The sequence below is a fragment of the Microbacterium sp. DT81.1 genome (assembly GCF_049844955.1).
GTDB lineage: Bacteria > Actinomycetota > Actinomycetes > Actinomycetales > Microbacteriaceae > Microbacterium.
This window is the reverse complement of sequence record NZ_JBNCMA010000007.1, coordinates 19,707-37,016: the sequence shown is the minus strand read 5'-3', so window position 1 is coordinate 37,016 and position 17,310 is coordinate 19,707. Positions and strand designations below refer to the sequence as shown.

Sequence of the window (17,310 nt, the reverse complement as noted above, 5' to 3'; positions counted from 1 at the left end):
CCGACCGTCACTGGTGTCGTCCGACGTCATCGACTACTGGTGAGCAGATTCCCTTCCTGTGGAGTGCACTCGAACGCGATCAGGCACGGTGATCCGAACCCGTTCGTCGCCGACCACACCTCCACCTCTCCGTATGGCTCATAGCTCCGGAGGGTGGATGGGACGATGGCCGGCCACTGTTCCTCCCCGGCCAGGTTCGCGAGGATTCGGAGATCCGCTTCTGACCCGACCAGCTGCAGCGTCGAGTCAGGACGGGGGCTCGAGACCAAGACGAGTGTTGCGACAACGGCACCGACTGCCACCGCCGCCACGGCGGCGAGTGTGATCCTGACCGAACGCTTGCCTGCGAATCGGGGCGATGCCTCGTGCCACTCACCGCCCTGCTCCTCGCCCCCTGACGGCGGGACTTCCCCCATGCGCGCATGGTGCACCCGCAGCGGTGAAGCTGCTATGGCCGCGGCAAGGGCGGTGGGATGCGACAGGGTAGCACCCGCGCACCACGAGTCAACGGGGTGCGGACCTCGCGCGCACGGGGCATACCGTGCTGAGCACAGGCGGCCTGTTGCGCGTGGCCGCAATCCGCGCACGGCATGCGGCCACCGACGGGGGCGCACCACGCATTTCCCCAACCAACCTGGTGAGGAGACACTGACATGGCAACATACGATGTCGCAGAGCGGTCAGCGATCGTGACGGGTGGCGGGTCCGGCATCGGGCGTGCTGTCGCCCATCTGCTGGCCGAGAACGGAGCGTCGGTGGTCGTGAGCGACCTCGATGCAGATGCTGTCGACACGGTCGTGGAGGAGATCTCGCGGAGCGGTGGCACGGCGATCGCCCACGTCGGCGATGTCGCCGACCCTGACGCCGCGAGTGAGTCCGTCCGTCTCGCAATCGAGGCCGCTCCGCTCGGCATCGCCGTCAACAACGCCGGTATCGGCGGCGCCTCGGCCACGACCGGCGACTACCCGCTCGACTCGTGGCAGAAGGTCATGGACATCAATCTCAACGGCGTGCTCTATGGCATGCAAGCCCAACTGCCTGCGATGGTCGAGGCGGGTCGCGGCTCGATCGTCAACATCGCATCGATCCTCGGCAGCGTGGGGTTCGCTCAGTCGTCCGCGTACGTCGCTGCCAAGCACGCGGTGGTCGGCCTCAGCAAGAACGCCGCTCTCGAGTACGCGCAGCGGGGAGTGCGCGTCAACTCAGTGGGTCCTGGCTTCATCCAGACACCTCTCCTCGACAAGAATCTCGACGCGGACACACTCGAGTTCCTCAAGGGCAAGCACGCGATCGGCCGATTGGGAACCCCGGAGGAAGTCGCGAGCCTCGTGGCGTTCCTCGCATCCGACGCAGCCTCGTTCATCACCGGGTCGTACCACCTGGTCGACGGGGGCTACACGGCGCAGTAGCGCCGCGGGGATGTCTCAACTGCAATGCATCCTTCGGTGCGACGAGCGTCGATCTTGACGCAGGATTCCGCGAAATCAGAGCTGATGCATAACCTTCCGCCGTAGCAGTCGGTGATGTCGACGTCGCTCTCGACGGCGTAGTCGAACTCGAAGCAGGAGTATTCACCCGCCATGACCTCGATGGGAGGGGTGGTGACCGTTGACGCCTGCGCCGTCATCGCATCGACGAACGCCTCAGCCGTCTGATCGAGTTGGACGAGCGTGCCTTCCCATTCGCATGCGTCCGTCGGCACATAGTAGACGGGCCAAAAAGCCAGGGCGACATTCCAACTGTCCGGGTGATCGGGGTCGTTCTTGCCCAGGGCCGCGCCGTCGAGGGTCTCCCAGCCGTCTGAGATGGTGATCTTGAAGGGAACCGGGTGTCCGGTCACGAGGTATGTGCCGGCGTCGATCTTGCCGCTCTCCGGGAACGGTGCGATCGTGTCAGCCTCCGCGGTCGATGCCTGGGACGGCGCCTCTAGCGCGGTGCACGCGGCGAGGCCCGAGCACGCCAGCAAAGCCACGGCAACACCCACCCGCCGCGAGCGTGTCGGGTGAGCGGCGCTGGAGGGCGGAGTCGATGTCGACATGACTACGTCCTTTCGTTCAATCCGTTCAGCGCGATCAGTCCGGTGCGACGAACTCGATGGAGTCGAGGATGGCGCGTGCCTCTTCGCTCAGCGCCGGATCGATCGATTCGTCGGATTGTCCCACCGCGATCACGGCCCGCTCGCCGTTCAGGTCGACCGCGAGGTAGGTTCTGCGCTCGCCTCCAGTTGAGTACGGGCGTTCGGTGCAGTCGTGCGGAGCATCCGAGTCGATGCATAGCTTGCCGCCGTCGCAGGCGGTGAAGTCGACGTCGCTCTCGGCGGCGTGATCGAACTCGAAACCGGAGTAATCGCCCACCATGACCTCGAGGGGAGGAGTGCTTACGGTTGACGCCTGCGCCGTCATCGCATCGACGAACGCCTCAGCCGTCGGATCGATCTGGACGGGCGCGCCCTGCCACGCGCATGCGTCGGTCGAGACATAGTCGACGGGATAAAATAGCAGGAAGGCATTCCATTCATCCGGGAGATCCGGGTCGTCCCTGCCCAGTTCCGCGCCGTTGTAGGTCACCCAGCCGTCCGGGACGGTGATCTCGAAGGGCACCGGGTAGCCGGTGACGAGGTATGTGCCGGCGAGGTCGCCGCTCTGTGGGAATGGTGCAATAGTGTCAGCCTCCGCGGTCGATGCCGGGGACGGCGCCTCTAGCGCGGTGCACGCGGCCAGGCCGAAGCACGCCAGTGAGGCGACCGCAGCACACACCCGCCGCGAGCGTGGCGGGTGAGCGGCGCGGGAGCGACGTGTTGAAGTCGACATGTCCACGTCCTTCCGTTCGATTTCTTCAGTCGGGTGCAACGAACGCGATCGAGTCGAACACGGCGCGAGCCTCTCTCGTCAGTGCGGGATCGATCGATTCGTTGGATTGGAACAGCACGATCACAGCACGCTCGCCGTCCAGGTCGACCACGAGGTAGGTTTCCCGCGGGTCCACAGTTCGGTACTCGCGTCCATAGCAGGACTCCGCCAGATCAGAGCTGATGCATAACTTGCCGCCGTAGCACTCGGTGATGTCGACGTCGCTTTCGGCGGCGTGGTCGAACTCGAAGCCGGAGTAATCGCCCACCATGACCTCGACGGCAGGGGTGGCCACCGTTGACGCCTGCGCCGACATCGCATCGATAAACGCCTCAGCCGTCGGATCGACCTGAACGAGCGCGCCCCTCCAGGCGCATGCGTCTGTGGGCACATAGTAGACAGGCCAGAAAGCCAGGGCGACATTCCAACTATCCCGGTGATCCGGGTCGTCCTTGCCCAGCTCCGCGCCGTTGAAGGTCTCCCAGCCGTCTGGGACGGTGATTTCGAAGGGCACCGGATAGCCGGTCACGAGGTATGTGCCGGCGTCGATTACGCCGCTCTCCGGGAAAGGTGCGATCCTGTCAGCCTCCGCGGTCGATGCGGAGGACGGCGCCTCCGCCGCGGTGCACGCGGCGAGCGCGAAGCACGCCAGTGAAGCGACCGCAACACCCACCCGCCGCCAGTGTGACGCGTGAGGGGCGCGGGAGCGCCGGGTTGAAGTCCACATGGTCCTCGTCCTTCGTTCGATCCGTTCAGCGGGATGGCTGCTCGATCAGTGAAGGACACGCCGATATCAGCACGATACCGGCGCCGGTCCGCACGGTATCGGCCCGATATCAGGTGCCTTGACGGATGTCGGAGACGGGCGCACAGTGGGCGTCATGGAGGTCCGCGTACTCGGAGCGCTGACACTCGACGACGGCCGAATCCCGCTGACGCCGCGCGATCGTGCGGTGCTGGCCGCGCTCACGGTCGACATGGGCACATCCCTGTCGCCGGAATCGCTCGCGGCGGCGCTCTGGAGCGATCGTCCCCCCGCGTCGTGGGCGCACGTCATCCCCGGGTGCATCATGCGACTGCGCCGGCTCATCGCGCCGGCGCTGATCGAGACCACCCCCCTCGGGTACCGGCTGGTTCCAGACCACGTGGAGCTCGATGCCGAGCGGTTCGAGCGACTGCTCATGCGAGGCGCGCAGCAGCTCCAGCTCGGTGAGCCCGAGCGTGCCGCGCACACCTTCGCGGAGACACTGGCCATGTGGCGCGGCGAGCCGTTCGTCGAACTCCTCGACTGGGAGCCGGCTCAGATCGCGGCAGGTCGCCTGGAGGAGATGCGGCTCGGAGCCGAGGAGCTGCTCCTCGACGCGAGGCTCCAGGCGGGGGAGTCTCAAGAGGTGGCCGCTGCGGCTCGGGCACGTGTCGCCGAAGCGCCCCTGCGCGAGCGGCGGTGGGTCGTGCTGAGCGTGGCGCAGTACCGCCAGGGTCGGCAAGCGGATGCGCTGGCAACTGTACGCAGAGCACGGGCGCTCCTCGCTGCCGAGCTGGGACTGGATCCGTGCGCAGAGCTTGCTGCGCTGGAGCAGGCGATCCTCCGCCAGGACGAAGCGCTGCTGTCCGATCATGTCTTCCGGATCGCGAGCGCCGAATGTCCGTACTTCGGACTGCCTCCCGCAGGCGTGGCGGACGCCGAGCGGTACTTCGGTCGCGAGCAGGAACTGTCCGCGGCACTCCGGGCGCTCGACGAGCACGGCGTGCTCCTCGTCGCCGGCTCATCGGGCGTCGGGAAGTCGTCATTCGTCAGGGCCGGTATCGGTGCACAGTTCATCGCGCGCGGCAAGGAGGTCGCGGTCGTCACGCCCGGCGAGCATCCGATCGATGCCCTTCGCGACCTCGATCTCCCCTACGGAGATTCGCTGCTGATCGTGGATCAGTGCGAGCAGGCCTTCGGCGCGGACGACGCGGCCCGGACACGCGAATTCTTCGACGCCCTGTCCAAGATGGTCTTCCGCGGCATGCTCGTCGTCGCGATCCGTGCCGACCGCCTCGGAGACCTGGCCGATCACGAAGGCTTCGCCCAGATCATCCAGTCGCACATGCTGATGCTCACCGCGCTGAGTCCGGACGGAGTGCGAACCGTGATCGAGAGGCCGGCGGAGCAGGCCGGGCTCATCTTGGAGCCGGGCCTGGTCGAGATCCTGGTTCGCGACGCCGATGGGCGGGCCCTTCCGCTGCTGTCGCACGCCCTGCGTCAGGTGTGGTCCCGTCGTGAGGGCCGCGTTCTGACCGTCGACGGGTACCGGGCATCCGGTGAAATCGACGGTGCCGTCGCAAAGACCGCCGAAGAGGTCTACGCGACGCTCTCCAGGGAGGGCGTGCGGCTCCTGCGCGACATCCTCCTCCGCCTGGTCGAAGCATCCGCGGACGGCGCCGTGATATCGCGCCGCGTCGAGCGGACGCGGATCGCCGTTGACCAGGCCCATGCGCAGATCGTCGACCGGCTGGCCGATGCCCGGCTGCTCACCACGGATGAAGAGTCCGTGGAACTGTCGCACGAAGCGCTCGCACGGGAATGGCCACGATTGAAGGAGTGGCTCGCCGATGACGTCGAGGGCCAACGCATCATGCGACACCTCGCTTCCGCCGCCGCCGCCTGGGATGCGATGGGACGACCAGACAGCGAGCTCTATCGCGGAGGGCGACTGACCACCGCCCAACATTGGCGAGACGTGGTCGGCCCCGCGCTCACGGGCGTGGAACGAGAGTTCCTCGATGCCTCCGCAGCAAATGAGACCGCCGCACTCGCGGCCGCGCAGAACCAACTGCGCAAGGAGCGACGCATGGTGCGCCGACTGTCCTGGGTCTCCGCCGCCGCAGCCGGTCTCGCGATCGTCGCGGTGGCAGCGAGCCTCTTCGGGGGGTTCCAGGCGAACCTGGCGGGCGAGCGCGCGACGGTCGCGGAAGCCCGGCGGGTCGCCGGGCTGGCGCTGGAGGAGCCGGAATTCGACCGGGCGCTGCTGCTCGCCCTGGAGGCCATCCACCTCTGGGACCATTCCGACACTCGTGTCAACCTCGTACGGGTCATCTCGCGCGCACCCCGTCTGACCAGCGTGATCCGGATCCCGGAAGACGGAGTCGCCGCCGTGAGCATGTCCGTTGCGCAGGACGGGACTCGGGCATCCGTGATCGACAGCGACCAAGACGTGCGACTGTTCGATCTGGACGCCCGATCGCAGCTCGGCGAGTACTCCCCCTTCGGAAGGACGGTGGCGACGTCGGCTGTCGATCCCGTCTCGGGCTCCGTCGCGTTCAGCGAGACATCCGACCTCTGCAGTGACATCGCCTGCGCTGTCCGGCGGACGGGTGTGCTCGATCTCGCGGGGCAGGGCCGCTCAGGCGTGGCAACCTACGCAGGGATGGGTGGGACCGCGACAGACGTCGAGTACTCCGCGGACGGATCCGTTTTCGCAGCGCTCGCCGCGACACGGCAGCCCGAGTCATCCGTGAGCATCGGCCTCTGGCGAGGCGGGGCAGGAGACCCGACCGGTCCCATGCTCCTGGATCTCGGCGTGATCAGTTCCGATCCGACCTTCGCGCCCGGTCAGGGCGTGCCCGGTCCGGCCTGGCAATACGGCGCGGTGAAGTTCTCACCGGACGCCTCGCGCATCTACGCCAGCGCATTCGGACCGACGGTGGTTCTTGACACGGCATCAGGCGAGGAGCTCCATCGGATCGCCGGCACCGGGATTCTCGCCGTCAGTCCGGATGGCAGCCGGATGGCCGTCCGAGATGGCCTGCGCGCAGTGCGCATCGTCGGCTCCTCCGGGCAAGCAGCACCCATCACGGTCTCGCTGTCGTCCTTTCCCACAGCGGCCGACTTCAGTCCAGGCAGCCGTCTGCTCGCCATCGCGGCCGACACCGGCGTCGTGGTGGCGAGCACCGACACCGGCAAGATCGAGGAGACGCTCCGGGATCATGACGGCGCGGTCACCGCGGTCCAGTTCCGATCGACCGGCGAGCTGGTGACGGCCGGAGCCGATGGCGCCATCATCACGTCGGACTTCGGCGACTGGCCGGCAGCTTTTCGCGCGGACGGGCAGCTTCTGGACGATGCACCGGCCGAGCCCGATGAGCGCACCGTCGCGGTCGAGCGGTCCGACGGGCATTGGCAGGTCGTCGTCGCCGAGCCGGCGGTGTGGGAGGAACGCGCGTGCGAGGTCGCCGGACGAGCGCTATCCCGGCAGGAGTGGGCGGAGCTCCTCGGGGCTCGGCCGTACGCCCCGGCATGCGGTGAATGAGCCCGCTGCAGCGTCAGCGCGTCCGCGTACGTCACCGAGATCATCGCCATGAAGCGTGCCGCATCGACGAGGTCGAGCTGGTGGTCGAGAACGAATTCGCGGAACGAGCCACGCGCCTGCTGAACGGGCGCTTCCGCTCAGAACCTCGCAGCCAGAGTCTGGTCGGTGGTCCGCGTCGTACTGGTGCTCGATCGGATCTCCTTGACCTCGTTGTAGTCGCGCGCCCATCTGCGGCTGTCGAGAGCCGATGGGCCGTCCGGCCGGAACTGGTCGGCTGAACGCAAGGCGAACGGCTTCATAAGCCCGAGGTACGCGCCGACGGGTGGCGTCGCCGCTGTCGGCATCCAGTCCCCCGGAACGAGTGGGTCAGGTGGCGTGTACGTCACCGGCGCCCGGAAGCCGTCGTCCGCGCGCAGGGCGATCAGTTCGCCAGCCACCTCGGCACCGACCGCCACACCGTCGCTCTCCGCGGCTCCGTCCGGAATAGCGGCTAGAGCCGATCCTGCTGCTGGCACATCGGTGGACTGAGCCTCGAGGAGATCGGACATGCCTTCGGCTGATTGCCGTGGAAGGCCACCATCTCGCAAAACGTCCTTGCCTGAACTGGCGGTGGCAGTGCTTCTGACCTTTTCGAGAGACTCTGATGAGGCGCACCGCGATGGCAGGCCTTAACGTAGCCCTCGCGGTGATGCAGGGTCAGACTGAGGATACCCAATAGCCTGTCGGGAGGACGCCGATGCTGTTCGTCTGCTATTCAAGCCTCGATGAGCGAGCCGTCCTGTCGATGGTGGGCGACCTCCGCAATACCCATTACGAGGTGTGGATAGACGAGAAGCTCCATGGTGGCCAGCCGTGGTGGCAGGAGATCCTGAAGCAGATACGGGACTGCGAGGTGTTCGTGCTCGCACTCTCCGACAATGCGTTGAAGTCGAAGCCGTGCGGCGCGGAGCTGTCCTACGCGAGGAAGCTGGGCCTGCCCGTCTTGCCGGTCCAGATCGGTCCGGTCGAGCATCCGCACACCCTTCCCGTCGCCGACCTGCAGATCGTCGACTATCGGTCACGTGAACTGACCGCCCAGCTCGAGCTGATCTCGTCGGTGAACGCGAGTGCGATGAGGCGCCAGCCGCTTCCTGCGACCTTGCCACCCGATCCGCCCGTCCCCTACGCCTTCCTCGCCGGGATCGCCACGGACCTGAGGGCGGCCGAGCTCTCGTACCAGCAGCAGGCAGAGATCATCGATCGGCTGGAGGCCGGGCTCGACGAGGAGGACAGCACAGTCCGGCCGGAGATTCTGGGCCTGCTAGACATCCTGAGCGCTCGCCGCGATCTCTACTTCAAGCATGCGGAGCGCATCGCCGCCATCCGACGGGCGGCCACGGCCCCAGGTCCCCCGTCGGAGGAACCCTCCGAACGGAAAGACGAGCCACACGCGCCGCCCGATTCGAGCGCCGGGCACGAGGTCCCCGCAGGATTCCGACACCGAAGAGTGGCGTGGATCAGTGCCGGCGCAGCCGTGCTGGTGATTCTGGCGGCAGCAGCGGTGCTGTGGATTCGGCTCCCAGCGGACGGGTCCACCGAGCAGCCCACGCAGCAGCCCACCGAGCAGCCCACGCAGCCCACCGAGCAGCCCACGGCAACCGTGCCACCCCTCACGACATCCGACGGGTTGATCCCACAGTCCGACGCGATTCCGGACGCGACGTTGGCCATCGCCCGCAGGGTCGGAGAGGTTTCCGACATCTTCCTCATCGACAGCGAAAGTGGGGAGCTGGGCACACAGGTCACCCGAGGCGGCAGCCCGGTTGCGGAGGAGCATGACCCTCCCTGGCCATCCATCTCGCCGGACCGCAGATCGATCGTATACATCGTGCAGACCAGCGATGCATCGAGTTACCTCCGGGTCGTGGCCGCGGACGGAAGCGGTGATCGCGAGCTGTTCGACGAAAGGATCTGCGACCGGTACCTGCCACCCGCCTGGGATCCGGTTCGTCAGGATCGATTGGCCTTGGCGTGCCTGGTCGATGGCCACTTCGCTCTTCGACTCGTCAGCCTTGACGGCAGCGTGCTGACCGAGTTTCCGATCAACAACGCCTGGGTCGACGATGTCAGCTTCTCACCGGATGGCAGTTCGCTCGCGTACTTCAGCGGCACTCGCGGCGATCCGGGGGGCTCCATCTTCACAATCCGAGTCGACGGACCGTTTCAACCCGTCAATCTCACCGGGTCCACCCTCGACCGCCACCCCGTCTGGAACGAAGATGGCAGCGAGATCGCCTTCGAGCGGGGTGATCCAGCCGGTAAGCAGCGCAGGATTCACGTGATGGCCGCCGATGGATCGGACCTTCGCGCGATCGGCCCTTCCGGCTCGGACAACATCGAACCGACGTGGTCACCGGATGGCACATCGATCGCTTTTCGCTCCAACAGCGGCACGGGTGACGGCGACCTGTACCGCTACTGGGTGATGGATTCCACCGGAGAGAACATTCACCCGTTGGCCGCCGCCGACACCGCCCCTGCAGCGGCGTACCCCGCCTGGGGCAGGCGGTGAGGCCCCCGCAAGCGGCGTGCCACATCGCAGACGACATTGCACTGATCCGCGAACTCAACGTCTCCCGCGGTGACTCGGATGGTCTGTACCGGCACGTCTGGCAGCTTGCGGACGCCTGAGACGGTCACATCGCTGCCCGGGACTACACCGAACTCGCTGACGGTGGGGCGGGAGTCGTCGCATCACTGGAGAACCGCCTTGAGGCGTGCGCGTACTCGGCTATTGACCGGTCGCCAGGACTGGGTTGACCTGCCGCCAAGGGTTCCCAGTCCCAGTGGCGGACGGCTCCCGGTCGACTGAGCCAAGCGCGGGGGCGCATGCCCTTCCCGGTGACCGTGCCGAACGCGAGGTCCGGATCGAATGAACGGAAACGTCGTGAATTTCACCACACGTAAGGCGAAGTGTATCGCGGACGCCGTCTCGTTCCTCAAGTGGATGACGGAGTTGCACCTCCCGCTCGATGCGGACGGACCACACGCGCCGGCGACAGTGCAAGAAGCCCATTTCGGGAGTACACCAGGAAGGAAGACCGTCATGCCAATTGCATCCGCCCGCGCGAACCTCACGCCCCGTCGGCCGTGGGACATACGCGCCGCGGTGATCGTCACCGTGTTACTAATCGGACCCGTGTCCGGTGCGTTCCTCCTCGGCTGCAGCGCGTCCGCTGGAGGGATATCCCCCGCCGGACCGTCTCGAAGCGCTGAGGGGACACCGGACAACGGGCGGGCAGAACCGGAGAGCAAGGTCGTGCCGGACGACGACCACGAATTGATCCCCGAGGACGAGATCGTCCCGGACGATGGGGTGGCCCCCGACGACGTTGGTCCGGAAGAAGCTGACCCGGGGTTCGGGGGCGACATGGCTATGCCCGCGGACTTGCTGGGGTTGTGGGTGAGCACCGACCAGGGTGATGCCGAAACCATCTATCGATTCCTCGACGACGGGACCTACGACCAGGTTTCGATACTCATGCAGGAGCGCCCCAGTGGAACCTTCTCTTTCATCATCCAGGCGACTGGGTTCGTGCACATCGACGGGGAACGGATCGTGCTCACGCCCACAGGCGGGAATGAGGCCATGGAGGACCCTGACTCACCGAGCAGCAACTTCGACCGGCCTCTCGACGACCTGACACCGGAGGAGTTCATCTGGACGATCGAGAACGGGACGCTGTTCCTCACCGGCGAGTATGGCACCGTCGGATACGAGTGGACACCGGAGGGTTGACGTGACCACGGGTTCGCTTCCACACCGCGAGCGGCGGATTTTCGGCCTTCTCCGCCGAAAGACCAACTCCGGACAGGTAGTGGTGTCCATCATTGTCGCGGTGCTGCTAGGGGCGGCGACCGTGACCGCGGGCCTTGCTGCCGGCGCGTGGGAGGGCGCCACTCGTGAGGAGATCAAGTGGTCGGCCGCGGCCATCGAGGATGTCCGGTTCGTCTACCTGGATGAAGCGCCGGATGCCTTCAACATCGCCGCGTACCGCAATCGCTCCACGGTGCTCGAGACCTACCTCGCGGACGCCGACGCGCCCCGCGATGCTGTCGGCGGAGATCTGGATCGCGTGGCCGCTGATGCGCGCGCGGCCCAGGAGACCGTCGAGCAGACCATCTTCGCCCGCGAGGGACACAACCGGTTGATTGGCGAGGTATACGAACTGCCGACGGGTGGCTACGACATTCCCCGCCGTCTCGGTGCCGAGAGGGAGGGAGAAGCCGAACAATCGGACGCGGCAGACCTCCTTCAGGAGGGCGACCGGCTGAACGCGCTCGCTCAAGCCCTGGCGTTGTTGTGCGTGCCGATCGTGATCCTCTGGGTGCTCGTTCAAGCGGCGGCACACACGGTTGGCCGTTCACCCGGATCGACTCCTCCACCTGAGGAAGTCGATCTCATGCCCCAGCCTTGGCTCGCGGCACGAGAGGTACGTGGGCTCGCGTACGCCTCCCTCACCGCGTGGATACTGCTGACCCTGATGCCCGTCGTGACTCTGGGGATGTCCGCCGGCGGGCAGCGGGCGGACGCCGACGCCAGCCGCCTGGCGGTTGCGGCGACGACCGGACTGGCAGCCGGCAACCTTCAAGCCAGCCTCGCCTCCAACCAGGCCATCGCGTCCACCCACCTCTCTTTCGCCGCGTTATCGCGTCAGCTGACCGCGCTCGAGTTCGGCGACGAGGCAGAGGCGCGCCTCGGCGAGGCTGAGGCGGAGGCTGCGGATCGCTGGCTAACAGTCACGGAACCGATGACCAGGATGCCGACAACCGTGGACGGCGTCGACCAAGCCCTTGTGCAGGCGCTTACCGCGACACTCCCGCAACTCGAGGCGCTGCGCCTGGAGCAGAACGCCGCGGCGGATCGAGCGGCACAGGCGGGGAACGCTGTCAATCTCGCCACCCTCTCCATAGCGCTCGCAGCACTCTCTGCAAGCGCTCTGGCGTTCGCGCTCGTCATGCGGCAGGCTCCTACGCTGGTCAGGGTCGGCGGGCTGGCGATGCTCGGCGGAGCGGTCATCACCGCGGCGGCGAGCGTTATCGCGCTCGTCTGAGCGGCTCCGGGAACCACGTGCAACTCGTCAGCACGGCCGGCGGCTGGTGTGCGGATGCACCCGTTAGCGGGACCTCGATGTGGGATTCTTTTTCTGCGCTCACTCATCGGACTCGACACGACTCCTGGCGATGGCTTGTACCAGTGGCAGCGGTCGTCGTCGTCACGGTGATTGCTGTGCGTAGGCGACGGCGGCCGGCTCTCTGAGGTTTTCAGCGGCGGTTCACCGCCACCGCTCGCCCCGAGCGGGCAACGATACCCATGCTGCCGCTGGTTCTCCGCTGGGGATGGGTGGCTTGTAAGTCAGTCTGGGGATCCGCCACGACTATGGGGGGCAGCACGTCCGAGCTGGGAACGACCGCCGCCGAACGGACTCCGTGTCCTCGTTCCGCTGATCTGTCGCGGAAGAGGAAGGCGGTCACGCCTTCAGGAGCGCGATCACGAACACGACTGCTCCTGCCGCCATCAGGATGTAACCGACCAGGGCGAGGTTCACCCACCCCACCTCGATGTTCACCATGAACGCCAAGATGACTCCGATGATGATCATGATGAGCGCGAGGCTTTTGATGGAGCCCTGGCTGCGTCGGCGAGAACTCGTGCGCGGTGGTTCGTCCCCGACAGAAGCGGCGGTGCCGCCAGGCGAATCGCTCCCGCTCGTCAATCGGAAGAGCGCGGCCATCCCGCGGAACACCGCGACGATGAGGAAGATGCCTGCCAACAGGAACCCGACCCACAGGAGCCAGCTCAGTGCGGAGTTCAGTCCACCGATGAGGATCGCGACGATGGCCATGACGACGGTGATGATCAGGCCGACATTCGAGCCCGTGCGTCGGCGCGGCACCGTGTACGGACGTTGGTCCTCTCCTGAAGGATCCCCGGAAGCGTCACCGCCATGGTCGGGCTCGGTCAGGCTCGGTCGAGGCAAGGCCATGATCTCCCGGAGCTGGCGTTCGGTCACGGCATACAGATCGTCGCGCCCCTCGAACAGCGTCACGAGCTCACGAGCAGGGTCGTAGTACTCCGCGTTGGTCATTGCGTCTCGCAGACGTCCGACGATGCTCAGCTGCTGTTCACGACTGAGGGTATTCGCATATATCTGATGGCTGATCTCGGAGAGGTACGTCATTGGAACGGGCGGTGGCAGCGGAGGGGGGACGGGCAGCGGCGGGGCCGCGGGAAGGCGCGCAATCCCGCGGAGCAGTGCGAACGCCGCATCGTCGTTGGGGGTGATGTAGTCGACCAGCTGGCGCTGCGCGAGATCGGGTGGCAGCAGGTGGATGGGAGTGGGCTCAATCGCCACAGGCAGTATCGGCTTGGCTAGAGCAACCGCATATTCGCGCTCCCGCGAGCACGCAACCGACGCGAGGGAGGACCTGGAGACAACGGCCACGAAAGCTTCGGCGTCACGGATGCGCTCCAGGATCGCAACCCACCACTCAAGCCCTCCGCTCAACTCTTGATCGAGCCAGACCTCATGACCGAGCGCCTTCAGCCCACGCGTGAGCGACTCGAGCGCCGTCACGTCTTTTCGCGAGTAGGACACGAACACTCTCATTTGAGCGCCTCCGTACGCCGGGCGGTTAGAGTCCTCCCAGCAGTCACAGCCCCGGGGCAGACGGACCCCCTGCGAGCCGGCAGGCCGCGACACGACCAGAGTAGACCCCAGCCACGCAGTCCGGAGGGTGACCGTCCTCCCCGATCGGGAGGCCAGGTCCCGGCCGGGGGATCGGCCGCCCAGGCCGGGAGATCTTCACTGCGCCAGCATCACGGAGCGCGTTGTGCCTCGATCGTGTGTGCTGTGATCGACGGTCCGGACGCGATCTGGTCGTCGAACGTCGTCTCGCCAGCCTGGAGCGTGATCGCCGCGATCTGCTTGGCGGGGATCAGATGGTCTCCCCGTCATATGCGTAGCCGACGCGCCGGGACACGGCGTTGGATGCGGGGTTGTCCGCGAAGGCGGCCGAGGTGACCTGAGGATCCGCTCGCGAACGGGCTCACCCGAGCCGGAGCTCAGCGCGCAGCTGAACCTATCGGGCGGAAATGGGCACCGATGATGTCGCCCGCAGCCGCAGCGCGTGCGTGATGCCGAAGATCGAGATGGCCAGCCGATCGGCGGCGGCCACGGGCGTCTGCTTGATGGGAACGAGTTCGGGCACGGTCGCTTCGATCGCGTTGCCGTCGTGGATCACGGTCGCACCGCCCGCGGCGAGGACGTTGCGAAGCCACTGCGTCCCCTCGCCGTAGACAAGCGAGATGTACAGGTCGTTGCCGACGTGCTGCACGCCGACTGGTGTGTCGTAGACCTTGCCGCTGACCCGCCCGGGCGCGCGTACGACGGCCCAGGGCGACCCGGTGCTACCGGCATCCCGCAGTGTCCCGGGATTCAGAAAATCGCGCTGCACTGCGCGCGCGAAGCGCAGCGCGCGGGGATTGCGAGTGCGAACTCCCACGACGAACATCGCCGCAGCGACCAGCGCCGCGCCGACGAGGAATACCAGCAGGAAGGAAAGAACGCGGACAACGGCCATTCATCCACTCTTGTCAGACCGCAGGGCGGCCGCAAGAGGATCCATCTTGGCGCGCGGGCCGCGAGCATCCGGCACGGGCTCAAGAGCGGCACCTTTTATACAACGTTGGAATTTACTCTTGACCTCCACTCGCCTGAGAGGCGACGATGGGCTGGACGGCATTTACGACGTTGTAATCCGCCAAGACGGAGCTTCGTCCGCCGCTCCGCCGGAGTTTCGTCCCTCCGGCGCGCAGCTCTCACGCATGACGCCGTGCGGGAGGTACACGAGAGGAAATCGAAGATGATGTGGACAGATCAAGGGCGGGGCGCCGAGAAGCGCTCCCGTCGTGTGTTGGTGGCGATGGCCACTGCGGCCGCGCTGGGAGTGTCCACACTCCTCGCGGCGCAGCCGGCCGCAGCCGCCGAGGACCCGTGGGTCGCCGAGATCGACAACGCCGTCCCGGACGTCTACCGGTTCACTGTGCCCAACGCGGCGGTCCAGCCCGCGACCGGTATCACGGGATCGGTCGTGGCGGTCGAGGGGAACTTCGCACCCGGCAAGACCTGGACGACGCTCAACATGGGTTCTGGCGGAGGAAACTGGACGACCACGCTCGGACCCCTCGAGCCGGGCCTTTACTACTACCAGTACTCGGCTCGTCCGGCGTGGAACCAGGACGCGATCCCGTTCCGCAACCCCGCCAGTCCGCAGGAAGTGACCTCGAAGCCCACATGGAACACGCTGTTCGTCGATGGTCCGGGCGCCGAGTGGCTCGCCGACGCGGAGGGCGGCGGCATCCTCGAGACGCTCACCTACGACAGCTCCGTCACGCGGACCGCGCGATCGGCGCTGGTCTGGACGCCGCCGGGCTATGACGAGAACCGCGCCGAGCCGTACCCAGTGCTCTATCTCCTGCAGGACGAGGGCCAGAGCTATCGCGAGTGGGCTGAGCTCGGCCGACTGCAGCAGATCCTCGACAATCTGACCCTCGACGGGAACGCCGAGCCGATGGTCGTCGTGATGGCTGACGGCGCGGTCGATGACATCCGCGGCGAGGTGGTCAAGAACCTGCTTCCGGCCGCCGAGGACGCGTTCAACGTCTCCAGCGACAGCGAAGACCGCGCCGTCGCCGGTATCGGGCGTGGGGCCGAGCAGGCCCTGAACCTCCTGGTCGACGCCACGAAAGAGTTCTCGAACGTCGGCTCGTTCTCGGGAGACCTTGAGGGTGACCTCGGCAACGGCAGTGGCAAGATCAGCAAAGGCAAGGCGAAGCAGATCAACGACGCGACCGACCTCATCCGTCTGTACGTCGGCAACGTCACCGACCCCAGCTACAACTCGACGGTGAACCTCGCCGACAAGCTCACCGCAGCCGGCGTCGAGTTCCAGTCGGACGGCGCCGACCCCGACACCGGCGGCACGTGGGACACCTGGCAGAAGAGCCTGCACGACTTCGTACAGCGCGTGTTCCAGGCTTCGGGCGAGACTGGACCGAGTGAGGGCCATCTTCCGCTCGAGCCGCACTCGCTCCCGGCTGCCGGCACCACGCCGACGCCCTGGATCGACGAGAACGGCGTGGTGACCTTCGAGACCGGCACCGAATTCGCCAACGCGAACAACGTCACGGTGTGGGGCAACTTCGGTCCTGCTGGAAGCTGGCCGCGCACGCCCATGACCAAGCAGGACGACGGGCGCTGGCGTCTGACGATGCCGGTGGAGGCGGGTTCGTACTACTACAAGTTCGTCGTCGAAGGTGTCGACCGAAAGGATCAGGCCAACCCGACGACCGTGCTCTCCGAGCCCAACTGGAGCACGTTCCAGGTGCCCGGCGACGAGACGCTCCGTGGCGAGTACACGACGCCGGTCGCACCCGAGGCTCGCGGTGACGTCGAGGTCATGGACTACACGAGCAGTGCGACCGGCAACCCGACTCGCTCCGCCTACGTGTGGACGCCCCCGGACTACGACCCCGATCGCGCCGAGGCCTACCCGGTCTTCTACCTCCAGCACGGCGGCGGACAGACCTGGACGGACTGGATCGAGGTCGGCTTCGCCGCCCAGATCCTTGACAACCACTACGCCAAGGGAAACATCGTTCCCATGGTGGTCGTGATGGCGAACGGCAACGGCGTGAACTTCCCCGACGAGATCACGCAGCGCATCACCGTGACCGCCGAGGCGCAGTACAACGTGAGCAGCGAAGGCGAGGACCGGGCGCTCGCCGGTCTGTCCATGGGCTCGGGTCACACCCTCAGCACGCTGTGGGCGCACCCGGGCGAGTTCGCCTACATCGGCGCGATGTCCGCGTTCGGCAGCGTTCCCGCAAACGCGGACGTGGCGGCGATCAACGACGGGACCAAGCTGCTGCGGGTCTATTCGGGTGACGTCCAGGACTTCACCTATGGAGCGACGCTGAGCCTGATCAGCAGCATGACGCACCGGGGTGTCGAGCACGAGTTCGCTCCGATCATCCCCGGCCCGCACAGCTGGGACGTGTGGCAGAAGGCACTGATCGACCTGCTGCCGCGCCTGTTCCAGGGCTGACGCCTCGGCCGGCATTCCGG

At 66.6% G+C, this 17,310-nt stretch carries 12 protein-coding genes; 6 read left to right on the top strand and 6 right to left on the bottom strand.

Annotated features, from left to right (window positions below; translation table 11 throughout):
* Positions 1-653 precede the first annotated feature (653 nt).
* The gene (locus ACLQ2Q_RS17940) at positions 654-1,409 is read left to right on the top strand and encodes an SDR family NAD(P)-dependent oxidoreductase (RefSeq protein WP_425822397.1); all 756 of its coding nucleotides are present in this window, start codon (positions 654-656) and stop codon (positions 1,407-1,409) included.
* Here the strand turns inward: ACLQ2Q_RS17940 and ACLQ2Q_RS17935 are convergent.
* Genes ACLQ2Q_RS17935 through ACLQ2Q_RS17925 form a run of 3 tightly spaced genes read right to left on the bottom strand, consistent with a single transcriptional unit; the run spans position 1,394 to position 3,378 of the window.
* Positions 1,394-2,038 (bottom strand): hypothetical protein, encoded by a 645-nt coding sequence (locus ACLQ2Q_RS17935; RefSeq protein ID WP_425822395.1) that lies wholly within the window; start codon positions 2,036-2,038, stop codon positions 1,394-1,396. The genes ACLQ2Q_RS17940 and ACLQ2Q_RS17935 overlap by 16 nt on opposite strands.
* A gap of 34 nt (positions 2,039-2,072) precedes the next feature.
* Positions 2,073-2,810, bottom strand: coding sequence for a hypothetical protein (locus ACLQ2Q_RS17930; RefSeq protein WP_425822393.1), 738 nt, complete (start codon positions 2,808-2,810; stop codon positions 2,073-2,075).
* A 25-nt stretch (positions 2,811-2,835) separates the two neighbouring features.
* Complete coding sequence (locus tag ACLQ2Q_RS17925) at positions 2,836-3,378, bottom strand: hypothetical protein (RefSeq protein ID WP_425822391.1); 543 nt, start codon at positions 3,376-3,378, stop codon at positions 2,836-2,838.
* Between the two features lie 352 nt (positions 3,379-3,730).
* Between ACLQ2Q_RS17925 and ACLQ2Q_RS17920 the strand changes: the two genes are divergently transcribed.
* The gene (locus ACLQ2Q_RS17920) at positions 3,731-7,141 is read left to right on the top strand and encodes a BTAD domain-containing putative transcriptional regulator (RefSeq protein ID WP_425822389.1); all 3,411 of its coding nucleotides are present in this window, start codon (positions 3,731-3,733) and stop codon (positions 7,139-7,141) included.
* 137 nt (positions 7,142-7,278) lie between these two features.
* Here ACLQ2Q_RS17920 and ACLQ2Q_RS17915 read toward each other — a convergent pair whose 3' ends face one another.
* Positions 7,279-7,689: a hypothetical protein gene (locus ACLQ2Q_RS17915; RefSeq protein ID WP_425822387.1), complete on the bottom strand. Its 411-nt coding sequence runs from the start codon at positions 7,687-7,689 to the stop codon at positions 7,279-7,281.
* 188 nt (positions 7,690-7,877) lie between these two features.
* On the opposite strand from ACLQ2Q_RS17915, the gene ACLQ2Q_RS17910 reads away from it, so the two are divergent.
* From ACLQ2Q_RS17910 to ACLQ2Q_RS17900, 3 genes are all read left to right on the top strand, one after another.
* Entirely contained in the window at positions 7,878-9,692 is a 1,815-nt protein-coding gene (locus ACLQ2Q_RS17910) for a TIR domain-containing protein (protein WP_425822385.1), read from the top strand.
* A gap of 360 nt (positions 9,693-10,052) precedes the next feature.
* The gene (locus tag ACLQ2Q_RS17905; protein WP_425822383.1) at positions 10,053-10,919 is read left to right on the top strand and encodes a hypothetical protein; all 867 of its coding nucleotides are present in this window, start codon (positions 10,053-10,055) and stop codon (positions 10,917-10,919) included.
* A 79-nt stretch (positions 10,920-10,998) separates the two neighbouring features.
* Complete coding sequence (locus ACLQ2Q_RS17900) at positions 10,999-12,234, top strand: hypothetical protein (protein ID WP_425822381.1); 1,236 nt, start codon at positions 10,999-11,001, stop codon at positions 12,232-12,234.
* Between the two features lie 417 nt (positions 12,235-12,651).
* Here ACLQ2Q_RS17900 and ACLQ2Q_RS17895 read toward each other — a convergent pair whose 3' ends face one another.
* Positions 12,652-13,791: a toll/interleukin-1 receptor domain-containing protein gene (locus ACLQ2Q_RS17895; protein ID WP_425822379.1), complete on the bottom strand. Its 1,140-nt coding sequence runs from the start codon at positions 13,789-13,791 to the stop codon at positions 12,652-12,654.
* Between the two features lie 472 nt (positions 13,792-14,263).
* Entirely contained in the window at positions 14,264-14,764 is a 501-nt protein-coding gene (locus tag ACLQ2Q_RS17890; RefSeq protein ID WP_425822377.1) for a hypothetical protein, read from the bottom strand.
* Positions 14,765-15,046: 282 nt separating this feature from the next.
* On the opposite strand from ACLQ2Q_RS17890, the gene ACLQ2Q_RS17885 reads away from it, so the two are divergent.
* Positions 15,047-17,290 (top strand): alpha/beta hydrolase-fold protein, encoded by a 2,244-nt coding sequence (locus ACLQ2Q_RS17885; RefSeq protein WP_425822375.1) that lies wholly within the window; start codon positions 15,047-15,049, stop codon positions 17,288-17,290.
* Positions 17,291-17,310 lie beyond the last annotated feature (20 nt).

Excerpts from the sequence above, each read along its gene's own strand:
- ACLQ2Q_RS17940 (WP_425822397.1), top strand. The coding sequence starts at position 654 with ATGGCAACATACGATGTCGCAGAGCGGTCAGCGATCGTGACGGGTGGC.
- ACLQ2Q_RS17935 (WP_425822395.1), bottom strand. The coding sequence starts at position 2,038 with ATGTCGACATCGACTCCGCCCTCCAGCGCCGCTCACCCGACACGCTCG.
- ACLQ2Q_RS17930 (WP_425822393.1), bottom strand. The coding sequence starts at position 2,810 with ATGTCGACTTCAACACGTCGCTCCCGCGCCGCTCACCCGCCACGCTCG.
- ACLQ2Q_RS17920 (WP_425822389.1), top strand. The coding sequence starts at position 3,731 with ATGGAGGTCCGCGTACTCGGAGCGCTGACACTCGACGACGGCCGAATC.
- ACLQ2Q_RS17915 (WP_425822387.1), bottom strand. The coding sequence starts at position 7,689 with ATGTCCGATCTCCTCGAGGCTCAGTCCACCGATGTGCCAGCAGCAGGA.
- ACLQ2Q_RS17910 (WP_425822385.1), top strand. The coding sequence starts at position 7,878 with ATGCTGTTCGTCTGCTATTCAAGCCTCGATGAGCGAGCCGTCCTGTCG.
- ACLQ2Q_RS17905 (WP_425822383.1), top strand. The coding sequence starts at position 10,053 with ATGAACGGAAACGTCGTGAATTTCACCACACGTAAGGCGAAGTGTATC.
- ACLQ2Q_RS17895 (WP_425822379.1), bottom strand. The coding sequence starts at position 13,791 with ATGAGAGTGTTCGTGTCCTACTCGCGAAAAGACGTGACGGCGCTCGAG.
- ACLQ2Q_RS17890 (WP_425822377.1), bottom strand. The coding sequence starts at position 14,764 with ATGGCCGTTGTCCGCGTTCTTTCCTTCCTGCTGGTATTCCTCGTCGGC.
- ACLQ2Q_RS17885 (WP_425822375.1), top strand. The coding sequence starts at position 15,047 with ATGATGTGGACAGATCAAGGGCGGGGCGCCGAGAAGCGCTCCCGTCGT.